The organism is Agromyces salentinus, assembly GCF_009749395.1.
GTDB classification, from domain to species: domain Bacteria; phylum Actinomycetota; class Actinomycetes; order Actinomycetales; family Microbacteriaceae; genus Agromyces; species Agromyces salentinus.
The window spans coordinates 72,831-91,438 of the sequence record NZ_WBIR01000002.1; the positions used below are offsets into that span (position 1 = coordinate 72,831).

Below are 18,608 nucleotides of genomic sequence, written 5' to 3' on the forward strand. Positions count from 1 at the left end.
ATGACCCGAGCCAAGAACCCGCCCGCTGAAGAACCGATCGTCGAGCGCATCGAAGACGTCGACGTCGCCACCGAGATGCAGGGCTCGTTCCTCGAATACGCGTACTCCGTGATCTACTCGCGCGCGCTCCCCGACGCCCGCGACGGCCTCAAGCCGGTGCAGCGACGAATCCTGTTCGGCATGAACGAGATGGGCCTGCGCCCCGATCGAGGCCACGTGAAGTCCTCGAGGGTCGTCGGCGAGGTGATGGGCAAGTACCACCCCCACGGTGACACCGCCATCTACGACACCCTCGTCCGCATGGCGCAGGCCTTCACGCTGCGCGTTCCCCTCGTCGACGGGCATGGCAACTTCGGCTCCCTCGATGACGGCCCCGCGGCCTCCCGGTACACCGAGGCGCGACTGACCGCGGCCGCCATCGCCATGAACGACGGGCTCGACGAGGACGTCGTCGACTTCGTACCCAACTACGACAACCAGTTCATGCAGCCCGCGGTCCTGCCCTCCGCCTATCCGAACCTGCTCGTGAACGGCGCCAGCGGCATCGCGGTCGGCATGGCGACGAACATGGCCCCGCACAACCTCATCGAGGTCATCGCGGCGGCCCGTCACCTCATCGCCAATCCCGACGCCACGCTCGACGACCTCATGGAGTTCGTGCCGGCACCCGACCTGCCCTCGGGCGGCACGATCGTCGGACTCGCCGGCATCCGCGACGCCTACGCCACCGGCCGCGGAAGCTTCAAGACCCGCGCGAAGGTGCGCATCGAGCCGATCACGGCCCGCAAGACCGGCCTCGTGGTGACCGAACTCCCCTACCTCGTCGGGCCCGAGAAGGTCATCGAGAAGATCAAGGACGGCGTCAACGCCAAGAAGATCAGCGGCATCTCGGACGTCACCGACCTCACCGACCGCACGAACGGGCTCCGACTGGTCATCGGCATCAAGACCGGATTCAGCCCCGATGCCGTGCTCGAGCAGCTCTACCGCCTCACGCCGCTCGAGGACTCCTTCAACATCAACAACGTCGCCCTCGTCAACGGCGGGCCGCAGACGCTCGGACTGCGCGAGCTGCTGCAGGTCTACGTCGACCACCGCATCTCCGTCGTCACGCGCAGGTCCCAGTACCGGCTCGCGCGGCGCCGGGAGCGCCTGCATCTCGTCGACGGCCTGCTGATCGCGATCCTCGACATCGATGAGGTCATCCAGGTCATCCGGTCGAGCGACGACACCGCTGCGGCGCGAACGCGGCTGATGGAGGTCTTCGACCTCAGCCTCGTGCAGACCGACTACATCCTCGAACTCCAGTTGCGCCGCCTCACGAAGTTCTCGCGCATCGAGCTCGAGGCCGAGCGCGACAAGCTCCGAGCCGAGATCGAGGAGCTCGAGGCGATCCTCGCGAGTCGTCATCGCATCGAGGCCCTCGTCTCCGACGAGCTGGCCGAGGTCGCCGAGAAGTACGGCACCCCTCGTCGCACCCTCCTCACCGATGCCCGGCCCATCCCCACCGGCGCAGCTGCCAAGCGCGCCGCCGCCGTGCTGGAGGTGGCGGATGTGCCGTGTCGCGTGTTCCTCTCGGTGACCGGCCGCATCGCCCGCGTCGACCTGCAAGCCGGCGAGTCCGGGGCTCCCGCCGTCACCGTGCCGTCGCGACGGAGCAAGCACGACGCGATCCTGTCCACGCTCGACACCACGAGCCGCGCCGAGATCGGCGCGGTGACGAACCGCGGCCATCTCGTCCGCTTCACCGCGGTCGACGTCCCGATGCTGCCGCCGAGCTCGGTGCAGCTCGGTGCCGGCGTGAGGATCGGCGACTACCTCGCGCTGCCGGATCGCGACGAGAGGGTCCTCGCGCTGGTTTCGCTCACCTCCGATCGCTCGATCGCCATCGGCACCCGCCAGGGCATCGTCAAGCGGGTCTCGGCAGGGGGCTACCCGAACAAGCCCGACTTCGAGGTCATCGGTCTCAAGGCCGGCGACGAGGTCGTCGGCGCAGTGCAGGGCGAGGAGGGCGACGAGCTGGTGTTCGTGGCATCCGACGCCCAGCTCCTGCATTTCCCCGCCGCGACGGTTCGACCGCAGGGATGTCCCGCCGGAGGCATGGCGGGCATCAAGCTGGGCTCCGGCTCGCAGGTCATCCACTTCACGAGCCTGCCGGCCGAGGCCCTCGCCACCACCGTGGTGGTCACGATCGCGGCCGCCAGCGACACGCTCCTGGGCGTCGAGGCCGGCAGTGCCAAGGTCAGCGAGTTCTCGGAGTTCCCCGCCAAGGGCCGGGCGACCGGCGGCGTGCGGGCCCAGCGCTTCCTCAAGGGCGAGGACGCCCTTCAGCTCGCGTGGGCGGGCCCCGCCCCCGCGCTGGCCGTGGCCGCCGACGGCACCGCCAGGCAACTGCCGGACCCCGGTGCCAAGCGCGACGCGTCCGGTCAACCGCTCGAGGCCCACGTCGCCGCGGTCGGCACTCGCATCGCCTGACGTCGCGGTGCTCCCGCGCCACGCGCGCCGAGCACATGCACGAGGACGCGGTGGCCTGTCGGCCGCCGCGTCCTCTCGGTCTGCAGCCCCGCTCACCGGGGCGCTTCGTCAGGCGTCGATGCGCTCGCGCTCGAGGCCGTCGGCGCTGACCACGATGAACTCCTTGCGCGGTGCGACCTCGTTGCCCATGAGCAGTTCGAAGACGCGGCCGGCGTTCTCGGCATCGCCGAGGCCGACGCGGCGGAGGGTGCGTTGGCGACGGTCCATCGTGGTGGTCGCGAGTTGGTCGGCATCCATCTCGCCGAGGCCCTTGTAACGCTGGATCGGATCCTGGTAGCGCTTGCCCTGCTTCTTCAGCGTGGCCAATACGCCGGCGAGTTCAGCCTCGGAGTACGTGTAGATCGTCTCGTTCGGCTTCGAGCCCGGGTTCATGACCACCACGCGGTGCAACGGCGGGACGGCGGCGAACACGCGGCCCTCCTCGATCATGGGCCGCATGTACCGGAAGAAGAGCGTGAGAAGGAGGGTGCGGATGTGAGCGCCGTCGACGTCGGCGTCGCTCATGATGATGACCTTGCCGTAGCGCGCCGCCGAGATGTCGAAGCTCCGCCCGGAGCCGGCTCCGATGACCTGGATGATCGAGGCGCACTCCGCGTTGCCGAGCATGTCGGCGACGCTGGCCTTCTGCACGTTCAGGATCTTGCCTCGGATCGGCAGGAGCGCCTGATGCTCGCTGTCGCGCGCCAGCTTGGCCGTGCCGAGGGCGGAGTCGCCCTCGACGATGAACAGTTCGCTGTGTGCGACATCCGTCGATCGGCAATCGACGAGCTTCGCCGGAAGGGACGAGCTCTCGAGCGCGTTCTTGCGACGCTGCGTCTCTTTGTGCGCACGCGCCGAGATGCGGGACTTCATCTCGGCGACGACCTTGTCGAGTACCAGCGAGGACTGCGCCTTGTCGTCGCGCTTGGTCGAGGTGAAGCGGGCTCCCAGCTCCTTGGTGAGGACGTTGGCGACGATCGCCCGGACGGCGGGGGTTCCGAGCACCTCCTTCGTCTGGCCCTCGAACTGCGGCTCGGGCAGGCGCACGGTGATCACGGCGGTGAGGCCCGCGAGGACGTCGTCCTTCTCGAGCTTGTCGCTGCCAGCCTTGAGGCGGCGTGCGTTCTGCTCGACCTGCTGGCGGAGGAACTTCAGGAGCCCCTGGTCGAAGCCGGCCTGATGCGTGCCGCCCTTCGGCGTGGCGATGATGTTGACGAAGGACTTGACCACCGTCTCGTAGCCGGTGCCCCAGCGCAGGGCGATGTCGACGGTGCACTCGCGCTTCAACTCGGTCGGAACCATCGCTCCGCCCTCGGTGAGGACGGGGACCGTCTCGGAGAAGGTGCCGCTGCCGGTGAGGCGCCAGATGTCGGTCAGCGGCGAGTCGACCGCGAGGTGCTCGGCGAACTCGGAGATGCCGCCCTCGAACTGGAAGGACGTGGTGCGCGGCTCATCGCCGCGCTCGTCGGTGACGTCGATCGCGAGCCCCGGCACGAGGAACGCCGTCTGACGGGCGCGGCCGATGAGGTCGTCGGTCTGGAACTCGGCGCCCTTGGTGAAGATCTGCCGGTCGGCCCAGTACCTGATGCGCGTGCCGGTGACGCCCTTGGCGACCTTGCCGACGACCCGGAGCTCGCTGCGGTCCTCGAAGGGCGTGAACGCGGCGTCGGGCGACGGCTCACCCGCATCGGCGAAGATGCCGGGCTCGCCGCGGTGGAACGACATGGCCCACGTCTTGCCGTCGCGGTCGACCTCGACGTCGAGGCGCTCGGACAGGGCGTTGACCACGGAGGCGCCGACGCCGTGCAGGCCACCGGACGCGGCATACGAGCCCGACCCGAACTTGCCGCCGGCGTGGAGCTTCGTGAAGACGACCTCGACCCCCGAGAGCCCCGTCTTCGGCTCGATGTCGACGGGGATGCCGCGAGCCCGGTCGCGCACCTCGACGCTGCCGTCGGCGTGGAGCCGCACCCCGATCTCGCTGCCGTGACCAGCGAGCGCCTCGTCGACGGAGTTGTCGATGACCTCCCAGAGGCAGTGCATCAGCCCTCGGGAATCGGTCGAGCCGATGTACATGCCTGGTCGCTTGCGGACGGCCTCGAGGCCCTCGAGCACGGAGAGATGGCGGGCGGAATAGTCGGAGCTCACGTCGACCAAGCCTACTGAGCGCCACCGACCCTCGAGCGCAGGCGCTACGCGCTGAGCGAAATGCCCGGTCCAACGGAAGGGCACGGGCTCAGGACGTGTTTACATTGAGGAACGGAATTCGCGAACGTGAGCCAGGAGGAGGAGCCATGACGCAGTACACCGAAACCAACGGTGCGGTCGAGGAACTCGAGACCCCGTACGAGCTCACTGCGCTCGATCGCTGTGACGCGTGCGGCGCCCAGGCGTACATCCGCGTGGCGGTCGGCAACGGAGAACTGCTGTTCTGCGCCCACCACGGTCGCAAGCACCAGGAGAAGCTCTCCCAGATCGCGCACAGCTGGCACGACGAGTCGTCTCGTCTCAACGAGCGTCCCTGACGCCCGGCACGGCTCCCTGAGGGCCTCCACGAACGCAGCGAACGCCCCGAGATCCGATCTCGGGGCGTTTCGCATTCCCGGCGTGGTGCGGATGCCCCGGACTGCTCGACCGCCGATCGACGGGGACCCGAAGGTCCGGCGCACCCGTGCTCGGCCTCAGGCGACGGCGTCCTGGACGCCTGCCGCCGTGAGCTGCGCCCGGCGTGCGACATCCGCATACCCGTCGACGACGCGTGCTCGTTCGCCCGCTTCGTAGGCCACTCCGGCCCGCTCGGCCATCGTCGCGAGGATGCGGTCCGCAAGTTCGGGGTTCTTGGCGAGCACCGGTCCGTGAAGATGCGTCCCGATCACCTCGCCCATGACGACACCCTCCTGACCGGAGCCCCGACCGTTGCCGTGGCCTGCCCGGACGCGGCCGAGCGGCGACGCCTCCGCCCCGACGTAGTCGCGGGCATGGTTCTCGAACCCGACGAGCGTCCGGCCCGTTCCGAGTTCGGTGACGACCAGGTCGTCGGTCACGCGACCGCCGGGCCGAGGCACGGCACGACCGGGCAGGATGCCGAGGCCCTCGATGCTGGAGCCGTCGGGGTGTTCGATGCCCCATGAGAGGAGCTCCCACCCCGTGCCGACGGCGAGGATCGGGACGCCCTCGGTGCCCCAACGGCGGAGCTCGTCGTGCAGCTCGAGCAGCAGGTCGCGACTGCGCTCGAGCGAGGCGTCGCTGCCCGAGCCGAGCACGACCGCATCGACGCGGTCGGGCAGGTCGGCTCGGGCCTCGACGGCGACCACGCGCGCGTCGATGCCGGCCCAGGCCGCGCGCCGGGCCAGCACGGCGGCGTTCTCGGCGTCGCCGTTCGTGTTCTGCAACGACGGGACCAAGGTGATGATCGTGAAGGTCATTCCGCTCCCGTGAGTCCGAGGTGCGCGCGGGTGCGCCGCATGGAATCGGCCGAGAAGACGATGGTCTTCGTGCCCGATGCCGGCGCCGGCGCCGCGAGGAAGTCGTCGAGGGCGCGGCCGAGGTCGGGCTCGACCCGGTCGATCTCCACCCCGTCGTAGGCGAGCATCAGGGCGGCCTCCGCCGCCTTCGAGCCGGAGACGATCGCGACGCGGCCGAGGGAGGACGCATCGGTCGGCCAGAAGTACGACGGGTCGCGGACGTCGGAGCCGATGGCGAAGAGGACATCGGTGGTTCCGGGCTCGATGCTGTCGACGTTGAGCTGGTAGCTCGCCGGATTCTGCACGAGCACGAAATCGACCTCCTGCCCGCGCACGAGCACGCGCTCGCCACGGCCGAAGACCGCCGGAATCGCGCCGAGGGCGTCGGCCGCCGTCTGCCGATCGAACCGATCGCCGAGCACCGCCTTCGCGGTGGTGTACGCGGCCGTCGCGTCGACGCCGTAGTGGATGCCGCGGGCCGGAAGGCCGACGGCCACGACGGTGCCGTGATCCTCGATCACGGCTGAACGTCCGTCGACGCGCTCGAGGCGCACGCCGTCGCCCGCTTGCAGGCGTCCGGCGGCGGTCTGCGCATGGCCGAGGCCGCGCGGTGCCGCCGCGAGCACGGCCTCGGACACGCCGAACCGACGCACCGCGACATCCGGCCCGACCTTCAGGGCCAGCCGCTCGAGGTACGCGTCGTCGGCGTTCACCACCACCGTCTCCAGGGCGCGGGCGGCGATGCGTTCGAGCATGCCGGCGACCATCTCGGAATCGTGGAATCGGTCGATCTGGTCGACCATCACGTTCATGAGCGCGACGGCTCGGGCGTCCACGCCCTGCATGACCAGCGCGCCGTGGCCCTCGTCCATCTCGAGCACGGCCATCTCCCCCGGAACCCGACCACGCCAGTCGGCGCGCTCGAGGAGGGCGGAGGTCAACCCCTGGCTGATGTTCGCCGTCGACGGGTTGGTGAACACGTCGACGTGGTGCGCGCGCAGGATCGCCACGAGCATCTTCGTGGTCGTCGACTTGCCGCTCGAGCCCGAGACCACGACGAGCCCCTGGGGGAACCCGGAGAGCGTGCGCTTGAGGTAGTTCGGGGCGATGCGGTTGACGACGAGGCCCGGAACAGCCGATCCGCCGCCGGGCTTGCGCAGCCGGGCGGCGAATCGGGTGAGCCTGCCGACGAGGATCGCCGGCGCGTAGCGGAGGGCTCCAGCTGGCACCGCCGGCCTACTCGAGGTAGTCGCGCAGCGACTGCGACCGCGACGGGTGGCGGAGCTTGGCCATCGTCTTCGACTCGATCTGGCGGATGCGCTCACGCGTGACGCCGAAGGTGTCGCCGATCTGGTCGAGCGTCTTCGGCATGCCGTCACCGAGACCGAAGCGCATGCGGATCACGCCCGCCTCACGCTCGCTCAGCGAGTCGAGGAGGGACTCGAGCTGCTTCTGCAGCATCGTGAAGCCCACCGCGTCGGCCGGGACGACCGCCTCGGTGTCCTCGATGAGGTCGCCGAACTCGCTGTCGCCGTCTTCACCGAGCGGGGTGTGCAGCGAGATGGGCTCGCGCCCGTACTTCTGGACCTCGATGACCTTCTCAGGGGTCATGTCGAGCTCGCGGCTGAGCTCCTCGGGCGTGGGCTCGCGGCCCAGGTCCTGCAGCATCTGGCGCTGGACACGGGCGAGCTTGTTGATGACCTCGACCATGTGCACCGGGATGCGGATGGTACGGGCCTGGTCGGCCATGGCGCGCGTGATCGCCTGACGGATCCACCAGGTCGCGTACGTCGAGAACTTGAAGCCCTTGGTGTAGTCGAACTTCTCGACCGCACGGATGAGGCCGAGGTTGCCCTCCTGGATCAGGTCGAGGAACTGCATGCCGCGACCCGTGTAGCGCTTCGCGAGCGAGACCACGAGGCGGAGGTTCGCGCCGAGCAGGTGGCTCTTGGCACGCTGGCCGTCCTTCGCGACCCACTGCAGTTCGCGACCGAGCTGCGAGCGCTTCTCGGCATCGGTCATGTGCGAGAGCTTCTCCTCGGCGAACAGTCCCGCCTCGATGCGCATCGCCAGCTCGACCTCTTCGGCCGCGTTCAGCAGTGCGACCTTTCCGATCTGCTTCAGGTAGTCCTTGACCGGGTCCGCCGTGGCCCCCGTGATGGCGCTCGAGTAGACGGGCACATCGTCCTCGTCGTCGACCGCGCGCAGGACGAGGGCGCCGGTGGGGTGGGGCTCGACGGCGACGGGCTTCTCCTCCTCGTCCTCTTCGGTCGTCGCGGCATCCGCCTCGTCGACGACCACTGCCTCGACCTCGACCTCGACGTCTCCGGGCTCGGCGTCGTCCTCTTCGTCATCGCCGGACTTCGCGGCGCCGCGCGGCTTCGTCGTCGCCTTGGCGGTCGTCTTGCGCGGCGTCTTGCTCGCCGGGGTGGCCTTCGCGGCGGTCTTCGTCGCAGCCGCCTTCGTGGTCGACTTCGCGGCCGTCGTGCGGGCGGCAGGCGTCTCAGCCTCGGCCTTCGCCGGCGTCGCAGCTTTCGTCGTTGCCATTGGTGAACCTCTCCTACATCGCACGTCGCGTGCCCGGTGGGGATCGCGGATCGTGGTGGTCCGAAGATTTCGGACACTATGAGGACCCATGTCAAGTCCGCGAGGTGTTCGCACGAAATCGTGCCCGCGGACCAGAACGGGTCCTTCCCTCATTATACAGGCGCAGCGCTCCACTGCCGTACACGTCCGGCAGCGCGCCGTCCGTGCCCGACCCGCGCACGCCCACCGGTATGAGTGATGCAACGACTGGGGCAGGCCACGCATTCCCGATCGACGCACCCGCCAGCGCGATCGACCGGAGTCCCGGCCCTCGCCGGCGAGAGATTTCTCAGCTGCCGAGCGGCGACTCGTCGTCGTGCCTGCGGCGCACGGCCAGGAACTTCTCCAGTTCGGCGGCGATCTCGTCCGCGGAGGGCAGCTCGCCGCCCTCGTCGGTGAGGGGCGACCGGAGGGTCGTCTCCTCCATATAGGTATCGTGACGCTCCTCGAGCGTGCCGACGAGCCGGGCGAGCTCCGCATTGCCGGCGACCTGCTCGTCGATTCGCGCGACGAAGTCCCGGTTCTGCTCGCGCAGGCTGTCGGTCGGGAAGATGCGGCCGGTGGCCTTGCTCACGGCCTCGAGCGCGGCGACGGCCGCGGCGGGGTACTCGGTGTCGCTCAGGTAGTGCGGGATGAGCAGGACGAACCCGACGATCGGCTGCCCGCTCTCGTACAGCCGGTACTCCACCAGGTGCAGCGCGTTCGCAGGCGCCTCGGTGGTCGGCCGCCAGACCGAGAGCGCCTCCACGAGCTCGCCACGGTTTCCGCTGACCGTCATGCTCACCGGACGGGTGTGGGGCACGGGCATCGGGATGGCATTCAGCCAGGTGGTCGACGACACGCCGAGCCGATCGATCAGCTGGAGGACCGCCGCTCCGAAGCGCTCCCACTGGAAATCGGGCTCGTAGCCCGTGAGCAGGAGGAACTGCTGGCCGATCTCGTCCCGCGCGAGCGAGAGCATGAGGCGCGGCGGACGATAGTCGGTGATGTGGTCCTCCTCGAAGAGGATGACCGGACGGCGCGCGCGATAATCGAGCAGCTCGTCGGCGTCGAACGTCGCGACGACGACGTTCTCGAGGGTTGCGAGCAGGTAGTCGGTGGTCTGCGCGACGGCTCCCCCGGCGTCGGCGAACCCGGTCAACCCGGCGATGAGCGGCAGGCCGCGAGGCACCTCGACCTCGGGGCTGAGCTCGTACAGGGAACGTGGATCGCGCATGGTTCCAGCCTACTGAGCGCACCGGCGAGCCCGGCCCTGATCGCCCGACCGGCGAGATGCTCAGAGCGAACACGTAGCATTCGCTGCATGAGCTCTCCCGATCTTCGCCTCAGCGACCAGTCGCCCGCGACCTCCGACGCCGACGTCCTCGTCCTCACCGCGACGGCGGGCGACGACGGGGCCGTGCTCCTCGCCGTCGAAGGCTACGACTGGGTCGCTCCGTCGCTCACCCGGCTGGGGGCGAAGGGCTCCGTCGACGAACTCGTCCGGCTCCCCTCCCAGACCGATGGCCCGGCCGTCGTCGCGGTCGCCGGCCTCGGGAAGCACGCGGATGCCGCGTCGATGCGCCTCGCCCTCGGCGGCGCCCTGCGCAGGCTCGCCGGCCAGGGTCACGTCGCCGTCGCGGTGCCGATCGAGGTGGCCGGCCTCGCGGAGGCGATGCTCGAAGGCGCCGCGCTCGGCGCCTACGCCTTCACCGCGTATCGCACGGACCCGACCGCGGCCGTCGAACGGATCACCCTGCACGTCGCGGCACCGTCGGCCGACGTCCGTCTCGACCGCGTCCGCGCCGTCGCCGATGCCGCGCGGCGGACGAAGGACCTCGTCAACACCGCGCCGGCCGATCTCTCCCCCGCTCGATTCGCCGAGATCGCCGTCGATGCAGCCGACGCGGTCGGCGTCACCACGACCGTGTGGGACGAGGAGGCGCTCGAGACCGACGGGTTCGGCGGGATCCTCGGGGTGGGACAGGGGTCGGTGCGAGGACCGCGACTCGTCCGACTCGAGTACGCACCGGAATCCGCGAGCACGCACCTCGCGCTCGTCGGCAAGGGCATCACGTTCGACTCGGGCGGACTCTCGCTGAAGCCGGCGGGCTCGATGGTCGGCATGAAGTCCGACATGGCCGGCGCGGCGACCGTGCTCTCGGCCATCCTCGCCCTCGCCACGCTGGGCGTCCCCGTCCGCGTGACGGGCTGGCTGTGCCTCGCCGAGAACATGCCTTCCGGCACCGCCATGCGGCCGAACGACGTGTTGCGCATGCGGGGCGGCACGACGGTCGAGGTGATCAACACCGACGCCGAGGGGCGGCTGGTGCTGGCCGACGGGCTCGTCGCCGCGAGCGAGGAGCAGCCCGACGCGATCATCGACGTCGCCACGCTCACCGGTGCGCAGGTCGTCGCCCTCGGCCATCGCATCGGCGGGCTGATGGGCGACGACGCGCTCGTCGAGCGCGTCCGCAGGGCGGCGGATGCCGCAGGCGAGGCCTTCTGGCCGATGCCGTTGCCCGGCGACCTGATCGCGTACCTGAAGTCGGACGTCGCCGACCTCGCGAACGCCAAGCTCGGCACGACCATCCCGGGAATGCTCGTCGCCGGCGTCTTCCTCCGCGAGTTCGTCGGCACGGACCCGGAGTCGGGCGACCGCATCCCCTGGGCCCACCTCGACATCGCCGGACCGGGATACAACACCAGCGCACCCTGGGGTTTCACCGGCGCCGGCGGCACCGCCATGGCCGTCCGCACGCTCATCGGCCTGAGCGAGGAGCTCGCCGCGGAGTAGTAGGGTCTTTGGGGGCGAGTTCTTCGTCCATCACTCCGTCCTCGGTGACCCACCAACGGCGGTTCGTGCTGCAGAACAGTTGCGCAAGGGAGATTCCGGTTGTCCGAGCAGAACTTTGACATTGTCATCCTCGGTGGCGGCAGCGGAGGCTATGCGGCGGCGCTTCGCGCCGTCCAGCTCGGCTTCACCGTCGGCCTCGTCGAGAAGGACAAGCTCGGCGGCACCTGCCTGCACCGCGGCTGCATCCCCACCAAGGCACTGCTCCACGCCGCCGAGATCGCCGAGCACACCCGCGATGCCGCGAGGTTCGGTGTCCGGGCCACGTTCGAGGGCATCGACGTCCCCGCCGTCACCGCGTACCGCGAGGGCATCATCTCGAGCAAGTACAAGGGTCTCCAAGGCCTGATCAAGGCTCGCGGCATCACCGTCATCGAGGGCGAGGGACGACTCGTCGCCCCCAACGCGGTCCAGGTGGGCGACCAGCGCATCGTCGGCAAGAACGTCATCCTCGCGACCGGCTCGTACTCGCGCTCGCTCCCGGGCCTCGAGATCGGCGGCCGCGTCATCACGAGCGAGCAGGCGCTCGAACTCGACTTCGTCCCGGGCAAGGTGGCCATCCTCGGCGGCGGCGTGATCGGCGTCGAGTTCGCGAGCGTCTGGAAGTCCTTCGGCGCCGAGGTCACGATCATCGAAGCGCTCCCCCACCTCGTTCCGAACGAGGAGGAGTCGATCTCCAAGCAGCTCGAGCGAGCCTTCCGCAAGCGCGGCATCGAGTACAAGCTCGGCGTCCGATTCCAGTCCGTGAGCCAGCACGATGACGGTGTCGTCATCACGCTCGAGAACGGAGACACGGTCGAGGCCGAGCTCCTGCTCGTCGCCGTCGGTCGAGGCCCGGTCACGCAGGGGCTCGGGTATGAAGAGGCGGGCGTCACGGTCGACCGCGGCTTCGTGATCACCGACGAGCGCCTCTCGACCGGCGTCCCCGGCCTGTACGCCGTCGGCGACATTGTTCCGGGCCTCCAGCTCGCCCACCGCGGATTCCAGCAGGGCATCTTCGTCGCCGAGGAGATCGCGGGCCTCAACCCGATCATCGTCGAGGACGTCAACATCCCGAAGATCACGTACTGCGAGCCCGAGATCGCCTCCATCGGCTACTCCGAGGCGAAGGCGGCCGAGAAGTTCGGTGCCGACCAGGTCTCCTCGTACGAGTACAACCTCGCCGGCAACGGCAAGAGCCACATCCTCGAGACGAGCGGATCCATCAAGGTCGTCCGCGTCAACGACGGTCCGGTGGTCGGCGTGCACATGATCGGCGGCCGGGTCGGCGAGCTGATCGGCGAAGCACAGCTCGCCGTGAACTGGGAGGCCTACCCGGAGGACATCGCACCGTTCCTCCACGCGCACCCCACGCAGAACGAGGCCCTCGGCGAGGCGTTCCTGAAGCTCGCCGACAAGCCGCTGCACGCCCTCTGATCCACGCAACCCCCATTCGACTGCAATAAGCTAGAAAGCGTCCCAACGCTGTGAAGGAGACAAGCGCATGAGCGAATCCGTCAGCCTCCCGGCACTCGGTGAGAGTGTCACAGAGGGCACGGTCACCCGATGGCTGAAGAACGTCGGCGACCGTGTCGAGGTCGACGAGCCGCTGCTCGAGGTCTCGACCGACAAGGTCGACACCGAGATCCCGTCGCCGGTCGCCGGTGTCATCGAGGCGATCCTCGTCCAGGAGGACGAGACCGTCGAGGTCGGCACCGCACTCGTGACGATCGGTGACGGCTCTGCCGCGCCGGCCGAGGAGGCACCGGCTCCTGCCGCCGAGGCTCCCGCAGCACCGGCTCCCGCCGCCGAGGCCCCCGCAGCACCGGCTCCCGCACCCGAGGCCCCCGCGGCACCGGCCGCCGAAGCTCCGGCAGCACCGGCGCCCGAGGCTCCCGCTGCACCGGCCCCGGCCGCCGAAGCGCCCGCAGCACCGGCGCCGGAAGCTCCTGCTGCCCCCGCACCCGAAGCTCCCGCTGCGCCCGCCGCCGAAGCGCCCGCCGCGCCGGCGGCACCGGCAGCTCCGGCCGCACCTGCGCCCACGGCTGCGGCACCCGCCGCGCCGGCCGCACCCGCACCCGCCGCTGAAGCACCGGCCGCGGCTCCCGCCGCATCCGGTTCGCACGCCGGCGCTCCCGGATACGTCACCCCGATCGTGCGCAAGCTCGCGAACGACCAGGGCGTCGACCTCTCCAGCGTGACCGGCACGGGCGTCGGCGGACGCATCCGCAAGCAGGACGTCATCTCGGCGCAGACCGCGCCGAAGGCGGAGGCCGCCCCGGCGCGCACCCCGCTCGAGACGTCGCCGCTGCGCGGCACCACCGTCCCGATGACCCGGCTCCGCAAGGTCGTCGCAGAACGAGCCGTGGTCTCGATGCAGTCCACCGCCCAGCTCACCTCGGTGGTCGAGGTGGACGTGACGAAGGTCGCCCGCCTCCGCGACAAGGTCAAGGGCGACTTCCTCGCCAAGACCGGCAACAAGCTCAGCTTCCTGCCGTTCTTCGCACTCGCCACGGCCGAGGCGCTCCGCGCCTTCCCGATCATCAACTCCACGGTCGACGGCGACACCATCGTCTACCCGGCTCAGGAGAACGTGAGCATCGCCGTCGACACCGAGCGCGGCCTGCTCACCCCGGTGATCCGCAACGCGGGCGAACTCGACATCGCCGGCCTCGCAGCGCAGATCGCCGACCTCGCCGACCGCACGCGCAACAACCAGCTGAAGCCCGACGAGCTCTCGGGCGGCACGTTCACGCTGACCAACACGGGTTCGCGCGGCGCGCTGTTCGACACCCCGGTCGTGTTCCTGCCGCAGTCGGCCATCCTCGGCACGGGCATCGTCGTGAAGCGCCCGGTCGTCGTCACGACCGACGGCTCCGAGGCCATCGCGGTCCGCTCCATGGTCTACCTCGCGCTGTCGTACGACCACCGGATCATCGACGGCGCCGACGCGGCCCGCTTCCTCACGGCCGTCAAGGATCGCCTCGAGTCGGGCGACTTCGAGGCGGATCTCGGCATCTAGTCGAACATCTCGCGAAGACGCCAACCGGCCTCGCTCCTCACCATGAGGAGCGAGGCCGGTTCCGTCTGACCGGCAGCAGCAACTCGCACGAGGACCGCCGCGCCCATCTCCGCGACGACCTCGACGTACTCGGGGTCCAGTTCCGGAACCTCGGGACCGCCATCGCGCGCCGCGATCATCGAATGCCAGTCGGACGCCTCGATGGCGGACCCCGGCTGAACGAGCGGACGGAGGCACTCGGGGTCGAGATCCGCGAAGCATGCTGCGCGTCGGCGGATGAGCAGCGCTGCGGCATCGGCCGGAGCGACCGAGCCCGAGAGGCCGTCCGGCTCGCCGGTCTGCTCCACGGCTCCCGCTGTCGGCGACGGGGGCCGGTCGGGCGCTTCGGCGGCCTCGGACGGCACGGTGACGATCGCGTCCGGCTTCGTCCCGCCGCCGCCCGGTGCGGGCGGCACGGCGGTCAGGAGGACCACGAGCGCTCCAGCGCCGACGAGCGCCGCCACGACGAACGTTCGGCGGTGGCGACGCATCCACGCCGAGACGGCGACGCGGGGCCGCGCGAATCGCGCACCGTCCACCGAGTCGGCGAGGCGTTCCAGAAGCGGGGCGGGCATCTCGGCCACGTCGAGCAGGCCGCCGCCGGCCGTCATGAGGCCGGCCCCCCGGCGAGAACGCACCGGGTGCTCGCCGGCCCCAGGTGCGGCGTCGGGCTCGGTGCTCGGCAGTGGCGGGACCATCCGGGTCGGCACCCGCGGTGCGCGCGCGACGACGGCGCCGCTGATCGGCACCGCTGCGGCCGCCGCGAACATGGCTCGCTCGAGTTCGCGCTCGAAGGGCTCGAACGGCCGCGCCTCGAGTGGACGGCCCATGAGACGGCGCGCATCCTCGAAGACCCCCGCCGGGCGGACCGCGGCGATCACCGCCTCGACGTAGCCCGACATCGCGAGCAGCGCATCGCGCCTCATGGCGGTTCGCTCCGCCCCGCTGGATGGCATCCGTCGGATTCCGTCCAGCCCGAGCAGCCTCGGCCGGCCGGCCGCGTCGAGACGCACGTCGAACGCCGTGAGGTCCACGTGCGCGAAATCCCGGTCGGCAAGCCTCGCCACGGCGTCGACGACGGGCGCGACCAGCGTGACCGCCTCTCCGGGCTCGATCGCCCGGTCGATGAGGAGCTGTCCGACCGTCGGCCCCGCAATCCGCTCCACGACGAGCACCCGGGCGCCGTCGGTCGAGGTCGCGACGTCGATCAGCGCGGGCACACCCGCGCCCGCCGCCTCCTCCATGACGGCGAGCTCGGTCGCGATGCTCACGTCGTCCACGTCGTCCCGGTACACGCGCAACGCGACCAGCGGTGCGGAGCCCGCGTCGACCGACTCGCCCGATCGGGTGGGCGGCCCCCAGCCGCCCTCGCCTGCTCCACGCGCCGCCACCGCGAGGAAGACGTCCGCGCGCTGGCCCGACGAGATACGACGGACCACGCGATAGCCGGCGATCCGCGTGCCGGAGTCGGCCCGTGGGTCCTCCGGCGCCGGGTCGGGCTGGCGAGCGGAACGTCGTCGGGTGCGTCGCGTCATCCGATCAGCGTGGCCGACCGACACCACGCGCCACGCTGATCGCGGTCGTGCCGGGCGCAAGGCGACACGTGCGCTCCTGTCGAGGACGGGATGGGGTGCTTCCATCAGGTCGCGCCGCCGTCCGCGCCATCCGCTGTCTAGACTGGGCGACATGCTCGACTTCGTCGTCGCGGGGCTAAGCGCCAACTCCGTGCCGTACTTCGAGGGTCTCGACCTTCAGCGCGCCGTCCATCGCGCGGTCGTCAGGGGCGAACGCCCCGACACCGTCCTCCTCCTGGAGCACCCACCCGTCTACACCGCCGGAAAGCGGACCGCGCACGACGAGCGGCCCACCGACGGGACCCCGGTCATCGACGTCGACCGAGGCGGCAAGATCACCTGGCACGGTCCTGGCCAGCTCGTCGGGTACCCGATCATCCGCCTCTCCGAACCCGTCGACGTCGTCGCCTACGTCCGGCGGCTGGAGGGCGTCCTCATCGACGTCCTCACCGGGTTCGGCGTCGAGGGCCGCCGGGTCGACGGCAGATCCGGTGTCTGGGTCGGCTCCCACGGCCACGAGAGCAAGATCGCCGCGATCGGCATCCGGGTCGCCGACGGCGTCACGATGCACGGGTTCGCCCTCAACTGCTCGAACTCGACCGCCCCCTACGAGAAGATCGTCGCCTGCGGCATCCGTGATGCCGGAATCACGACCATCTCGCAGGTGACCGGACTCGAGACGACGCCGGAGGATGTCATCGAGCCGGTCATCGCGCAGTTCCGCGCCGCGTTCGAGGGTGCGGTCGCCGCGTGAGCGCCGAACCGCAGGGGCGCCGGATGCTGCGCCTCGAGGTCCGCAACGCCCAGACGCCGATCGAACGCAAGCCCGAGTGGATCAAGACCCGGGCCAAGATGGGGCCGGAGTACCGCCAGTTGCAGAGCCTCGTGAAGAGCGAGGACCTGCACACCGTCTGCCAGGAGGCCGGCTGCCCGAACATCTACGAGTGCTGGGAGGACCGGGAGGCCACCTTCCTCATCGGCGGCTCCCAGTGCACGAGACGCTGCGACTTCTGCCAGATCGACACCGGAAAGCCGGCCGACTACGACGTGGACGAGCCACGCCGGGTCGCGGAATCGGTGCTGCGGATGAACCTGAGGTACTCGACGGTCACGGGCGTCGCCCGCGACGACCTGCCCGACGAGGGCGCATGGCTCTACGCCGAGACCATCCGCGAGATCCATCGGCAGTCGCCAGGGACCGGCGTGGAGATCCTCGTGCCCGACTTCTCCGGGAACCCGGTGCACCTCGCAGAGGTCTTCTCGGCGAGGCCGGAGGTCTTCGCCCACAACGTCGAGACGGTGCCCCGCATCTTCAAGCGGATCCGACCGGCCTTCCGGTACGAACGCTCGCTCGACGTGATCACGCAGGGCCGGGCGGCCGGCCTCATCACGAAGTCGAACCTCATCCTGGGCATGGGCGAGGAGCGAGGCGAGGTGTCGCAAGCGCTCCAGGACCTGCACGACGCCGGCACGGACATCATCACGATCACCCAGTACCTCAGGCCGAGCCCGCGGCATCTGCCGGTCGACCGCTGGGTGAGGCCGGAGGAGTTCGTCGAACTCAAGGAGGAGGCCGAGCAGATCGGATTCCTCGGCGTGCTCGCCGGCCCACTCGTCCGCTCCTCGTATCGAGCAGGCCGTCTCTGGGCGCAGTCGATGCATGCCAAGGGCCGCGCGCTGCCCCCCGAACTCGCTCATCTCGCAGACACGACGGCAGGCTTCGCGCAGGCCGTCGGCTGAGGCATCCGCAAGACCGCCTTCGCCCGTCGAGAACACGGTCGGAGGCGGTCGCGCGCGCCGCTATCCTTGTGTGCATGGCACGCACCAAGGACTCGTCGTCTGCTCCGAAGGAACCCGGCCGTCTGAAGCAGATGTGGCAGGTCTTCCAGATGACCCGCCGCTACGACCCGACGGCCCAGTGGTTCATGCTCCTGGTGTTCCTCGCACCCGTCATCGTCGGCCTCGGCCTGGCGCTCTGGCTCAGCGAGGGCAACGGCTTCACGATCGCGCTGTGGATCGTGGCGGGCGTGCTCGCCGGTCTGCTGCTGGCGCTCATCGTGCTCGGCCGTCGCGCCGAGCGTGCCGCGTACTCGCAGATCGAGGGCCAGCCCGGAGCCGTCGGCGCCGTCCTCCGCAGCGGCCTGCGCGGCGGCTGGATCGGCAACGAGATGCCGGTCGCCGTCAACGGCAAGACGCAGGATGCCGTCTACCGCTCGGTCGGTCGGGGCGGCGTCGCCCTCATCAGCGAGGGCCCGCTCTCGCGCACCCAGCGCATGCTCGACGACGAGAAGCGCAAGGTCGCGCGCATCCTTCCGAACGTGCCGATCACGCTGCTCTCGGTCGGCACCGATGACGACTCGATCGCCTTGCACCGGCTCCCGTCCGCGCTGCGCAAGATCAAGCGCACCCTGACCAAGCCCGAGGTCCTCGCGGTCTCGAACCGTCTCAACTCGCTGCAGAACTCCCTGCCGATCCCGAAGGGCATCGACCCGATGAAGGCGCGCCCGCAGCGCGGGAAGATGCGCTGAGACCCGCACGACCAGTCCGGAGGCGGCATTCGACACGAGTCGGATGCCGCTTCCGTCGTTCCGCCGCGG

14 protein-coding genes are annotated in these 18,608 nt (G+C 70.1%); 8 read left to right on the forward strand and 6 right to left on the reverse strand.

All coding sequences use genetic code 11. The features are described from left to right. A complete protein-coding gene (locus tag GQQ95_RS03250) occupies nucleotides 1-2,475 on the forward strand; it encodes a DNA gyrase/topoisomerase IV subunit A (protein ID WP_157426224.1) in 2,475 nt (824 codons plus the stop codon). A 108-nt stretch (nucleotides 2,476-2,583) separates the two neighbouring features. On the opposite strand, the gene GQQ95_RS03255 is transcribed toward GQQ95_RS03250, so the two are convergent. Beyond that, on the reverse strand, nucleotides 2,584-4,662 hold the full coding sequence (locus GQQ95_RS03255; protein ID WP_157426225.1) for a DNA gyrase/topoisomerase IV subunit B: 2,079 nt from the start codon (nucleotides 4,660-4,662) through the stop codon (nucleotides 2,584-2,586). 146 nt (nucleotides 4,663-4,808) lie between these two features. Here GQQ95_RS03255 and GQQ95_RS03260 point away from each other — a divergent pair, with 146 nt between their 5' ends. Then, entirely contained in the window at nucleotides 4,809-5,039 is a 231-nt protein-coding gene (locus GQQ95_RS03260; RefSeq protein ID WP_157426226.1) for a DUF7455 domain-containing protein, read from the forward strand. Between the two features lie 156 nt (nucleotides 5,040-5,195). On the opposite strand, the gene GQQ95_RS03265 is transcribed toward GQQ95_RS03260, so the two are convergent. The 4 genes from GQQ95_RS03265 to GQQ95_RS03280 all read right to left on the reverse strand — a co-directional run bounded on the left by GQQ95_RS03265 (nucleotide 5,196) and on the right by GQQ95_RS03280 (nucleotide 9,780). Continuing rightward, entirely contained in the window at nucleotides 5,196-5,939 is a 744-nt protein-coding gene (locus GQQ95_RS03265) for a type 1 glutamine amidotransferase (protein ID WP_157426227.1), read from the reverse strand. Continuing rightward, nucleotides 5,936-7,207: a Mur ligase family protein gene (locus GQQ95_RS03270; protein WP_157426228.1), complete on the reverse strand. Its 1,272-nt coding sequence runs from the start codon at nucleotides 7,205-7,207 to the stop codon at nucleotides 5,936-5,938. Before GQQ95_RS03270 ends, GQQ95_RS03265 begins: the two co-directional genes overlap by 4 nt. 7 nt (nucleotides 7,208-7,214) lie before the next feature. Further along, a complete protein-coding gene (locus GQQ95_RS03275; RefSeq protein ID WP_157426229.1) occupies nucleotides 7,215-8,525 on the reverse strand; it encodes an RNA polymerase sigma factor in 1,311 nt (436 codons plus the stop codon). Between the two features lie 328 nt (nucleotides 8,526-8,853). Further along, nucleotides 8,854-9,780 carry a proteasome assembly chaperone family protein gene (locus tag GQQ95_RS03280; protein ID WP_157426230.1) on the reverse strand — a complete coding sequence of 309 codons (927 nt, stop codon included), beginning with the start codon at nucleotides 9,778-9,780 and terminating at the stop codon, nucleotides 8,854-8,856. 87 nt (nucleotides 9,781-9,867) lie between these two features. Between GQQ95_RS03280 and GQQ95_RS03285 the strand changes: the two genes are divergently transcribed. The 3 genes from GQQ95_RS03285 (at nucleotide 9,868) to GQQ95_RS03295 (ending at nucleotide 14,398) form a co-directional block, all read left to right on the forward strand. Further along, a complete protein-coding gene (locus tag GQQ95_RS03285; protein WP_157426231.1) occupies nucleotides 9,868-11,340 on the forward strand; it encodes a leucyl aminopeptidase in 1,473 nt (490 codons plus the stop codon). 99 nt (nucleotides 11,341-11,439) lie between these two features. Then, nucleotides 11,440-12,813, forward strand: a complete 1,374-nt coding sequence (gene lpdA, locus GQQ95_RS03290; protein WP_157426232.1) for a dihydrolipoyl dehydrogenase — start codon at nucleotides 11,440-11,442, stop codon at nucleotides 12,811-12,813. A 67-nt stretch (nucleotides 12,814-12,880) separates the two neighbouring features. After that, nucleotides 12,881-14,398, forward strand: coding sequence for a 2-oxo acid dehydrogenase subunit E2 (locus tag GQQ95_RS03295; protein WP_157426233.1), 1,518 nt, complete (start codon nucleotides 12,881-12,883; stop codon nucleotides 14,396-14,398). On the opposite strand, the gene GQQ95_RS03300 is transcribed toward GQQ95_RS03295, so the two are convergent. Next, nucleotides 14,395-15,972 carry a hypothetical protein gene (locus GQQ95_RS03300; RefSeq protein ID WP_157426234.1) on the reverse strand — a complete coding sequence of 526 codons (1,578 nt, stop codon included), beginning with the start codon at nucleotides 15,970-15,972 and terminating at the stop codon, nucleotides 14,395-14,397. The genes GQQ95_RS03295 and GQQ95_RS03300 overlap by 4 nt on opposite strands. A gap of 151 nt (nucleotides 15,973-16,123) precedes the next feature. Between GQQ95_RS03300 and lipB the strand changes: the two genes are divergently transcribed. The 3 genes from lipB to GQQ95_RS03315 all read left to right on the forward strand — a co-directional run bounded on the left by lipB (nucleotide 16,124) and on the right by GQQ95_RS03315 (nucleotide 18,539). After that, on the forward strand, nucleotides 16,124-16,765 hold the full coding sequence (gene lipB, locus GQQ95_RS03305; RefSeq protein ID WP_157426235.1) for a lipoyl(octanoyl) transferase LipB: 642 nt from the start codon (nucleotides 16,124-16,126) through the stop codon (nucleotides 16,763-16,765). Beyond that, a complete protein-coding gene (gene lipA / locus GQQ95_RS03310; protein WP_170296946.1) occupies nucleotides 16,762-17,751 on the forward strand; it encodes a lipoyl synthase in 990 nt (329 codons plus the stop codon). The genes lipB and lipA overlap by 4 nt, the downstream gene beginning before the upstream one ends. Nucleotides 17,752-17,825: 74 nt before the next feature. After that, entirely contained in the window at nucleotides 17,826-18,539 is a 714-nt protein-coding gene (locus GQQ95_RS03315) for a DUF4191 domain-containing protein (RefSeq protein WP_157426236.1), read from the forward strand. Nucleotides 18,540-18,608: the final 69 nt, after the last annotated feature.

Coding starts and splice junctions, on each gene's coding strand:
- GQQ95_RS03250 (WP_157426224.1), top strand. CDS start 1: ATGACCCGAGCCAAGAACCCGCCCGCTGAAGAACCGATCGTCGAGCGC.
- GQQ95_RS03260 (WP_157426226.1), top strand. CDS start 4,809: ATGACGCAGTACACCGAAACCAACGGTGCGGTCGAGGAACTCGAGACC.
- GQQ95_RS03265 (WP_157426227.1), bottom strand. CDS start 5,939: ATGACCTTCACGATCATCACCTTGGTCCCGTCGTTGCAGAACACGAAC.
- GQQ95_RS03275 (WP_157426229.1), bottom strand. CDS start 8,525: ATGGCAACGACGAAAGCTGCGACGCCGGCGAAGGCCGAGGCTGAGACG.
- GQQ95_RS03280 (WP_157426230.1), bottom strand. CDS start 9,780: ATGCGCGATCCACGTTCCCTGTACGAGCTCAGCCCCGAGGTCGAGGTG.
- GQQ95_RS03285 (WP_157426231.1), top strand. CDS start 9,868: ATGAGCTCTCCCGATCTTCGCCTCAGCGACCAGTCGCCCGCGACCTCC.
- GQQ95_RS03295 (WP_157426233.1), top strand. CDS start 12,881: ATGAGCGAATCCGTCAGCCTCCCGGCACTCGGTGAGAGTGTCACAGAG.
- GQQ95_RS03300 (WP_157426234.1), bottom strand. CDS start 15,972: ATGACGCGACGCACCCGACGACGTTCCGCTCGCCAGCCCGACCCGGCG.
- lipB (WP_157426235.1), top strand. CDS start 16,124: ATGCTCGACTTCGTCGTCGCGGGGCTAAGCGCCAACTCCGTGCCGTAC.
- GQQ95_RS03315 (WP_157426236.1), top strand. CDS start 17,826: ATGGCACGCACCAAGGACTCGTCGTCTGCTCCGAAGGAACCCGGCCGT.